The organism is Aeromonas sp. 1HA1, from assembly GCF_029237385.1.
Taxonomy (GTDB): Bacteria; Pseudomonadota; Gammaproteobacteria; order Enterobacterales; family Aeromonadaceae; genus Aeromonas; species Aeromonas popoffii.
Window position 1 is genome coordinate 1 of record NZ_JAACGC010000103.1, and the last position, 8,802, is coordinate 8,802.

Genomic DNA, 8,802 nt, shown 5'->3' on the forward strand with positions numbered 1-8,802 from the left:
ATCTGGCGCTGCCAAAAATCAACGCGTTCTTGAGTGGTCATAGCGGAAATCCCAACGTAGATACGATGGGTTTCAGTGTGCCGAGGTGATCTCAGTAAAAACAGGTGCTGATTCAGGGGCGCTTACCGTCAATCTGCAGGCCGGCTTGTTCGAGTTCTTGCAACGCAACCCGCTGGCGGGATCGGACATTGTGCCCGCTCACTCGGCCGACATGGTGCGCCATTCGCTGGTGTGACTGACAGGGGGCAACGATAGAGAAGGGGATAAAACGGGGTGGGGGGCGCTGAAAAGCGCCCCCCGTGTTTGGTTATCGGTTGTGCGTCTCTTCCACCCGCACCTGCAGATGCCCCTCTGCGAGCGTGGTGAGCAGGGTTTGCCCGGCGTTCACCTGGGCGGCGCGGCTGATCACCTCACCGCTTTGGGTGCGGGTGATGGAGTAACCCCGTCCCAGGGTGGCGAGTGGGCTTACACCGTCGAGGCGCGCGGTGAGCATGGCGAGGCGGTGGCTGGCCAGATCCTGGCGTTTGGCGATCAGCGCATAGAGCCGCTCTTCGGCCAGCAGGTGGCGGCGCTTGCCTGCGGCCAGTAACCGCTCCGGGCTCTTGCCTTGCAGGCGCAACTCCAGGTTGGCGAGGCGCCGCTCCCCCTGATACAGCCGTTGACTCATCAGCTGTTGCAAGCGGGCGGAGAGCTCATCGAGGCGCTGGGACTGCTGCTCCAGCCGCCGTTTTGGATCCTGATGGTCGAGCCGTTTTTGCAGCAGCGCGAAGCCGTGGCGGGCGGCGGTCTGGTGGCGACTCATCGCCTGCAGCAGTCGCTGCTTGAGGTGGGCGAGGCGCTGGGCACGGGCCTGATTGTCTGGCGCGACCAGCTCGGCGGCGGCCGACGGGGTAGGGGCGCGCAAGTCGGCAGCAAAGTCGCTGATGGTGACATCCACCTCATGGCCCACGGCGCTGATAACGGGAATGGCGGAGTGGGCAATGGCGCGCACCACCGCCTCTTCGCTAAAGCACCAGAGATCTTCGAGCGAGCCACCGCCGCGCCCGACGATCAGCACATCCACCTCGGCGCGGCGATTGGCAAGGGCAATCGCAGAGACGATCTGGCTGATGGCGGCGCTCCCCTGCACCTGGGTCGGGTAGATAAAGAGGGGGAGATCTGGCGCGCGGCGCTTGAGCACCGTCAGCATGTCGTGCAGGGCGGCGCCGGTGGCGGAGGTGACCAGCCCCACCGCGCGCGGTTCACGGGGCAGCGGCCGCTTGCGGCTCTCGTCAAACAGCCCCTCGGCGCCGAGGCGGCGCTTGAGCTCTTCAAAGCGCAGGGCCAGCACGCCGTCGCCAGCGGGTTGCATCGATTCGATGATCAGCTGATAGTCGCCGCGTGGCTCGTAGAGGGAGACCCGTGCCTGCACCAGCACCTGCATGCCATCTTGCGGGCGAAACGCCACCCGCCGGTTGTTGCCCTTGAACATGGCGCAGCGCACCTGGGCACCCAGATCTTTGAGCGAAAAGTACCAGTGGCCGGAGCTTGGCATCGCCAGATTGGAGAGCTCGCCGGTCAGCCACACCAGCCCCAGATCCTGCTCCAGGATCATGCGCACGGAGCTGTTGAGGCGGGTGACGGTAAAGACCTGCTGCTCGCGGCCGTTCGCCGCACTGGATGAGGTAAATCGGTTCAATGGCGTACCTGTGTTTAAAAATATTCTAGGGACACGATAAATTTAGTTGAAAATAAGTAATTCTATAAAATAAAAAATCATTCATGAATATCAGCTGAAAGTATTGTGTCGATAGATTTCATATATAAAAGAACGATATCTATGTTATTTACCAAATCATTAAATGATATGTCACTGGCATCGTCATTATGGTGTATGATACTGTTTCTTTTTGTAACTATTGTGTTTATTAATGGCTTTCGTTGATTAAAGCCTGGGTTATCGTATAAATTAACACCAACTAATTGAAAGGCTTTTATTGTTTTGTATGGATTACCGGAGATGACATCTGAAATATCTTTTTTAGTGCAAGAGTAACTTGCATTTTCAAAGGATAATTCTTTCTCTTTTATGTCTTTTGATAGTTTCCAGTATAAAAAATTATGTGGTATTTTTGCAGCCTTCAATCGCTGACTTACACGATATGTATGCTCGAAAGCCACATCTTGTAAATATGCTTCTAAATATGTGCACATCGTTATCAAGTATGACTTTACAAAAAAATTAATGTTCTCGGAAAAAATATCGTCAAGCTCATCACTAAGAACTCTGTCTTGTGATTTAACAATGATTGATTTTAATGAGACCAATAGGGCCTCATATTTTCTATATAAAGCATCAAACTCCATTTAATGTATCCTGCAATAGCGCTACCCATTGAGCTCTGCGTCTAAGAATAGAGCTTTTGTTTTGCAAACCACCAGAGAGCGTTTTTTGGAATTCATCACTTGAGCACAACTGAGCATATGCAGTTCTTATTTTTTCAGCATTGTCACGAGCTTCATCAGGAGCCAACTCTCCGACAGTAGTCATCATTAGGTCATAGTGCACAAGGCCTTTCCGTTTTCTATCTACAGTAGGATTGACAAATACATGTTCACCAAAAACTTCATTGCAGATATTTAGTGCTTGAGTGAATCTAGCTCTATGCTCGTTAATCGCATCGTCTGATAGGTTGCTATTCTCTTCCATGTAGTTATCTAAAAACATTTTTAGCGTACTACCAAATTTTTCTAAGTTAGGATCATCAGAAAATGCAAAATATCGCAAAACTTGTTCTTCTGGCTCTAATCCATCACGACTAGACTCTGATTGTGATCCTAGACCAAATCTTGCGATTTCGACCTTTGCTCCAAGCTCTGCGAGTAGAGAATCCAACTTACTTGGATAAATCGCATGACGAATCTCTTGATCTGTAAGTGAGACAGCACCTTGGTTCAATCTGGAAAAAATTTCTCGAATTAAACTTTTAGGGTTATCTTTGCGTAAAACAATACATCTAATTGTTGTTGTCTCTAAATCAGTCTGGAATGAGCCAAGTTCTGAGAATCTTTTTCCTTCTAACTCTTTGAAGTTAGTGAGCCCCTCTAATGCAAACTCATCATTAAAGAAACGATTAATGGTTGTTAAACGTTGCAATCCATCAATTACCATGTGCTTGCCATCCTCGTCTTCAGCAAAATAGCATGAAGGAAGTGGAATTCTCATTAAACATGACTCAATGAATTTAGAGGACCTTGCCCATCCATCTTTGTCCCATTTATATTTTCTTTGGAAATCAGGATCTAACTTAAGCTTCACCGGCGTTGAGTTGATTCGACTTACGAGCGTTTCGAAAGGATAGTCTATCGGATATAAACTAAGCATTTTCTCGTTTTTGATAGATTCTGTCATTAATTTAAACCTCATATCAGCTCATAATCAGAGATGGCATCTTACTACATTTAAGTGGTAGGTGGCATATTGATTGACAGGCGGAATTCAAGTCTGCTTGCATAAAACCCCATTCGCTCAACTCTTTTGCCACAAAACGGCCATTTTTGAAGAGAAAGTCTTGGTTTTTTAGCCTCTTGGCCGCCTAAAAAGAGGGCTGCGCCATAAAAAATTCAAAAAACTTCTTTACCAGTGACCAATCGGTGAGTAAACTTCGTCGGCAATATTTTACACCCCCACTTCCTCAACGGTGAGATATTGCCATGCTCAGGATTACCAAAGAAGCGTTAACCTTCGACGATGTACTGTTGGTTCCCGCCCACTCCGATGTTCTTCCCAATACTGCCGATCTGCGCACCAAGCTGACCTCCTCTATCAGCCTGAATATCCCCATGATTTCCGCTGCCATGGACACAGTGACCGAAGCCCGTCTGGCTATCGCACTGGCTCAGGAAGGCGGTATCGGCTTTATCCACAAGAACATGTCCATCGAGCAGCAGGCTGCAGAAGTGCGCAAGGTCAAGAAGTACGAGAGCGGCGTGGTCACTGACCCCGTCACCGTACGCCCTGACATGACCATTGCCCAGGTCAAGGAGCTGAGCCACAAGAATGGCTTCGCCGGCTACCCGGTTGTGACCGAGGGTAACGTGCTGGTCGGTATCATCACTGGCCGCGACGTGCGTTTCGTGATCGACCTCTCCCAGACAGTCGAACAGATCATGACCCAGAAAGATCGTCTGGTGACCGTGCGTGAAGGGGCCCCTCGTGAAGAGGTGGTTGCCCTGATGCAGAAGCACCGTATCGAGAAGGTGCTGGTGGTCAACGCCGATTTCAAACTCAAGGGCATGATCACCGTCAAAGACTTCCAAAAAGCCGAGCGCAAGCCGAACGCCTGTAAAGACGAGCGTGGTCGCCTGCGCGTCGGTGCTGCCGTCGGCGCCGGTGCTGGCAATGAAGAGCGCGTCGCCGCCCTGGTGGAAGCCGGTGTGGACGTGCTGCTGATTGACTCTTCCCACGGCCACTCCCAGGGCGTGCTGGATCGCATCAAGGCGACCCGCGATGCCTATCCTGAGCTGCAAATCATCGGTGGCAACGTGGCCACTGCCGCCGGCGCCCTGGCGCTGGTTGCGGCTGGCGTCAATGCGGTCAAGGTGGGTATCGGCCCGGGCTCCATCTGTACTACCCGCATCGTAACCGGTGTTGGCGTGCCCCAAATTACCGCCATCTCCGATGCCGTTGATGCGCTGGAAGGCACTGGCGTCCCCGTGATTGCCGATGGCGGCATCCGTTTCTCCGGTGACGTGGCCAAGGCCATCGCCGCTGGCGCCAGTTGCGTCATGGTGGGCTCCATGTTTGCCGGTACCGAAGAGGCTCCGGGCGAAATCGAGCTCTATCAGGGTCGCTCCTTCAAGTCCTACCGTGGCATGGGTTCTCTGGGCGCCATGTCCAAGGGCTCCAGCGACCGTTACTTCCAGACCGACAACGCCGCCGACAAGCTGGTGCCGGAAGGGATCGAAGGGCGCGTACCCTACAAGGGCCGCCTCAAAGAGATCATTCACCAGCAGATGGGCGGCCTGCGTTCCTCCATGGGATTGACCGGCTGCGCCACCATTGACGACATGCGCACCAAGGCTGAGTTCGTGCGCATCTCGGGTGCAGGGATGAAAGAGTCCCACGTCCACGATGTGACCATTACCAAAGAAGCCCCCAACTATCGGATGGGCTGATAAAACGGGGCTACGGCCCCGTTTCTCCACCCCTTTTTATCCCCGAGCTTTTTGTTACAACATCAGCCTGATGCAGGAATAAAATGACTAAAGACATTCACCAGCACCGTATCCTTATCCTCGACTTCGGTTCCCAGTACACCCAGCTGATTGCCCGCCGTGTGCGCGAGATCGGTGTTTACTGCGAACTGTGGGCCTGGGATGTGACCGAAGCGCAGATCCGCGAATTCAACCCGAGCGGCATCATCCTCTCCGGCGGCCCTGAGTCTGTGACCGAAGCGGGCAGCCCCCGTGCCCCCGAGTATGTGTTCAACGCCGGTGTCCCGGTGTTCGGCATCTGCTACGGCATGCAGACCATGGCCGAGCAGCTGGGTGGCAAGGTGCAATCCTCCACCGAACGTGAATTCGGTTATGCCCAGGTTGAAGTGCTGGGCCAGACCAATGCCCTGCTGCGTAGCATCGAAGATGCCATCGCCCCCAACGGCAATGCGCTGCTGGATGTGTGGATGAGCCACGGCGACAAGGTCACCGCCATCCCGGCCGACTTCACCACCATCGCCCAGACCGCCACCTGCCCCCACGCGGCCATGGCCAATGAGGCCAAGCGTTTCTACGGCGTGCAGTTCCACCCGGAAGTGACCCACACCCGTCAGGGTGCCCGCATGCTGGAGCACTTCGTTAAAGACATCTGCGGCTGCGAATGCCTGTGGACCCCGGCCACCATCATCGATGACGCCGTGGCCCGTATCCGCGAGCAAGTGGGTGATGATGAAGTGATCCTGGGCCTCTCCGGCGGTGTCGACTCCTCCGTGGTCGCCATGCTGGTGCACCGCGCCATCGGTGATCGCCTGACCTGCGTGTTCGTTGACAACGGTCTGCTGCGCCTGAACGAGGGTGAGCAGGTGATGGAGATGTTTGGTGACCACTTCGGTCTCAACATCATCAAGGTCGAAGCCGAAGAGCGCTTCCTCTCTGCCCTGGCGGGTGAAAATGAGCCGGAAGCCAAGCGCAAGATCATCGGCCGTGTCTTCGTCGAGGTGTTTGACGACGAAGCCAAGAAGCTGAAAAATGCCCGCTGGCTGGCACAAGGCACCATCTATCCGGATGTGATCGAATCGGCCGCCAGCGCCACCGGCAAGGCCCACGTCATCAAGTCTCACCACAACGTCGGCGGCCTGCCGGCCGAGATGAAGATGGGTCTGGTCGAGCCGCTGCGCGAGCTGTTCAAAGACGAAGTGCGCCGTGTCGGCCTCGAGCTGGGCTTGCCCTACGACATGCTCTACCGTCACCCGTTCCCGGGCCCGGGTCTGGGCGTGCGCGTGCTGGGTGAAGTGAAGAAAGAGTACTGCGATCTGCTGCGTAAAGCCGATGCGGTCTTTATCGAAGAGCTGCGCAAGGCCGACCTCTACAATCAGGTCAGCCAGGCGTTCGCCGTCTTCCTGCCGGTGCGCTCCGTTGGCGTCATGGGCGATGGCCGCAAATATGACTGGGTGATTGCGCTTCGCGCCGTCGAAACCATCGACTTTATGACTGCTCACTGGGCCCATCTGCCCTATGACTTCTTAGGGAATGTGTCGAACCGCATCATCAATGAGATCAACGGTATCTCTCGCGTGGTGTACGACGTCTCCGGCAAGCCGCCCGCAACCATCGAATGGGAATAAGCGGCTCACGCCCTTCTGCCCTTTGAGCATAAAAATGCAAAAAGACGCCCTTGCGGCGTCTTTTCTTTTTCCAATCGTTTGCGCCTCACTTTTCTGCCCGATAGCAGCTATTGCCCAACCTTGCCCCTGTCACATGTAACAGGAGGTGATTTTGGGCATCGGCACTAGGCTCTCTCATGCCCATCGAGACCGCTGTTATCAAGCCTTATCAAGCAATGCGGACAACGATGTGGCAAAGGGGAGCCAGCGCGCCAACCGGCCAGAAGGCACCCCGGTGGAGACCGGAAACCACTTGAATCAACGGGGCGGATCCCGAACAGCCATACGAGTAGGGACAAGAGATCACGGAGGGTTTGTTATGTCAGAACAAGCAGTGCTTGTTGGCGGATGGACGGCTTACCACAAGCTGACCGCAGAAGATCAGGCCGTATTCAACCAGGCGATGAAAGGATTTGTCGGGGTGCAGTACACACCCTTTGAAGTTTCCACCCAGGTGGTAGCCGGCACCAATTACCGTTTCAAATGCAAAACCACAGTGCCGCTTGCCAAGCCGATCCACGGTGAAGCCGTGGTGCAGATCTTCCAGTCTCTGGATGGGTCGGCCCATATCACCTCCATCACCCCGATCTGATTTGGTTGCGGGGTAAGGCGGGGAGGGGGAATGATCCCAACCGGTTAGCCCCAAACCCACCAATAAGAAAAGACGCCCGAGGGCGTCTTTTCTTTATCTACGAGCCGGCACCACTGATATGTGGCCAGTATTTGTTCTTATTAATTAATTTATTGATCTTGCTCGGGAAACTATCATCATCCGCTTTTGCTTATCTGCCTTGCTCGCTAAGATATCCGTCTGGATATGGCCTCTTTAGAGTCACCAATGAATCAGACCAGAGACATCGCGTGGATAAAAAGCCACAAACTAGAGGCTGTCTGGCGGTAGCTTGGCTGTTATTCGGGAATGGCACGGGCAAGCCGAGGCCACAGTTGATGTCAGAGCATCACGGTACTGACTTGTTCACGCAGGCGTAGTTTGGTGGTGCTTTCCATGGCTGACTCCCAAACTGTTTTTTTATACAGTGGTAATGGTAGAGCAAAAAGAAGAAGTCAAATGAATACGTTAAGATGCCAGTGATGGTGTGGTAATGTAATGATTTAAATGAGTTTTTTGAGGTGGTTATGAAGATGACGCGGAGTTATACGGAAGGCTCTGCTATTGGATGAGTACCGCCTTCCATCTAATCATTGTTAGGTGCTGGAGCGAGAAAGCACTGCCCTCAACAGAAAATGGAGACTTCCAAGTTGCTGTTTACAAACGCATTTAAGTATAAACAATGGGCTAACTCTGAACTGCTGACTTTCGGAGAGCGCCAGTTGCACTTGCTTCCGGAGAGCGATGCAGTCTTCTTCATTAGAATCCTTAACCACACCACGGTAGTTGACAGTTTATTTATCAGCCGAATGTCAGGAACCCCAGAGCTTTACTCTGCTGACAATACGGTAGAAACACCAACGTACCCAGAGCTAAAAGAACGAATTGAGAGGAATGACTCATGGCTTGTGCATTTCTCCTCAACAGCTACTCCAGAAATCCTGAGCCAAATCATCTCTTTTACATTTACTGACGGTGAGCATGGAAAACTATCAATAGAAGAAGTCATGCTTCACCTATTAACTCACGGTAGCAATCACAGAGGTATGGCTTCGCGAACATTAGCATCAAATGGACTTGAGCGTCCGAAAGATACATTCACTCGATATCTGCATGAGGTGGAGCCTTTTAGAAGGGAAGGAGCTCGGTGAGCCGGCCTCTAATAAATGGTTCAATCCGTTTGCTTCGCTCACTGGGACGGGCTAAAGCCTGTCTCTTGATCAGATCTTGATCCCCGAAGCCATCATCTCTTTGGCGGCAATAAAGCCGTCCAGTTTACTTTGCAGTGTTTGCCAGCCTTCCCAGAGTGAGCTCCAGCCTGCAATCCCTGTT

General features: G+C 53.1%; 8 protein-coding genes. 5 read left to right on the forward strand and 3 right to left on the reverse strand.

Annotated elements, in window-relative coordinates:
* The first annotated feature begins 85 nt into the window (after window positions 1-85).
* Window positions 86-235 carry a hypothetical protein gene (locus GWQ22_RS19920; RefSeq protein WP_275931415.1) on the forward strand — a complete coding sequence of 50 codons (150 nt, stop codon included), beginning with the start codon at window positions 86-88 and terminating at the stop codon, window positions 233-235.
* Between the two features lie 72 nt (window positions 236-307).
* Here GWQ22_RS19920 and xseA read toward each other — a convergent pair whose 3' ends face one another.
* From xseA to GWQ22_RS19935, 3 genes are all read right to left on the reverse strand, one after another.
* Entirely contained in the window at window positions 308-1,678 is a 1,371-nt protein-coding gene (xseA, locus tag GWQ22_RS19925; protein ID WP_275931410.1) for an exodeoxyribonuclease VII large subunit, read from the reverse strand.
* Window positions 1,679-1,755: 77 nt separating this feature from the next.
* A complete protein-coding gene (locus GWQ22_RS19930) occupies window positions 1,756-2,346 on the reverse strand; it encodes a HEPN domain-containing protein (protein WP_275931411.1) in 591 nt (196 codons plus the stop codon).
* Window positions 2,336-3,391 (reverse strand): DUF262 domain-containing protein, encoded by a 1,056-nt coding sequence (locus GWQ22_RS19935; protein ID WP_275931412.1) that lies wholly within the window; start codon window positions 3,389-3,391, stop codon window positions 2,336-2,338. Before GWQ22_RS19935 ends, GWQ22_RS19930 begins: the two co-directional genes overlap by 11 nt.
* Before the next feature lie 302 nt (window positions 3,392-3,693).
* Between GWQ22_RS19935 and guaB the strand changes: the two genes are divergently transcribed.
* The 4 genes from guaB (at window position 3,694) to GWQ22_RS19955 (ending at window position 8,621) form a co-directional block, all read left to right on the forward strand.
* Window positions 3,694-5,157 (forward strand): IMP dehydrogenase, encoded by a 1,464-nt coding sequence (gene guaB / locus GWQ22_RS19940; protein WP_108537589.1) that lies wholly within the window; start codon window positions 3,694-3,696, stop codon window positions 5,155-5,157.
* Between the two features lie 83 nt (window positions 5,158-5,240).
* Entirely contained in the window at window positions 5,241-6,821 is a 1,581-nt protein-coding gene (gene guaA / locus GWQ22_RS19945) for a glutamine-hydrolyzing GMP synthase (protein WP_275931413.1), read from the forward strand.
* A 358-nt stretch (window positions 6,822-7,179) separates the two neighbouring features.
* Entirely contained in the window at window positions 7,180-7,452 is a 273-nt protein-coding gene (locus tag GWQ22_RS19950; protein WP_181364839.1) for a hypothetical protein, read from the forward strand.
* 668 nt (window positions 7,453-8,120) lie between these two features.
* On the forward strand, window positions 8,121-8,621 hold the full coding sequence (locus GWQ22_RS19955) for a DinB family protein (RefSeq protein ID WP_275931414.1): 501 nt from the start codon (window positions 8,121-8,123) through the stop codon (window positions 8,619-8,621).
* The last annotated feature ends 181 nt before the right edge of the window (window positions 8,622-8,802 follow it).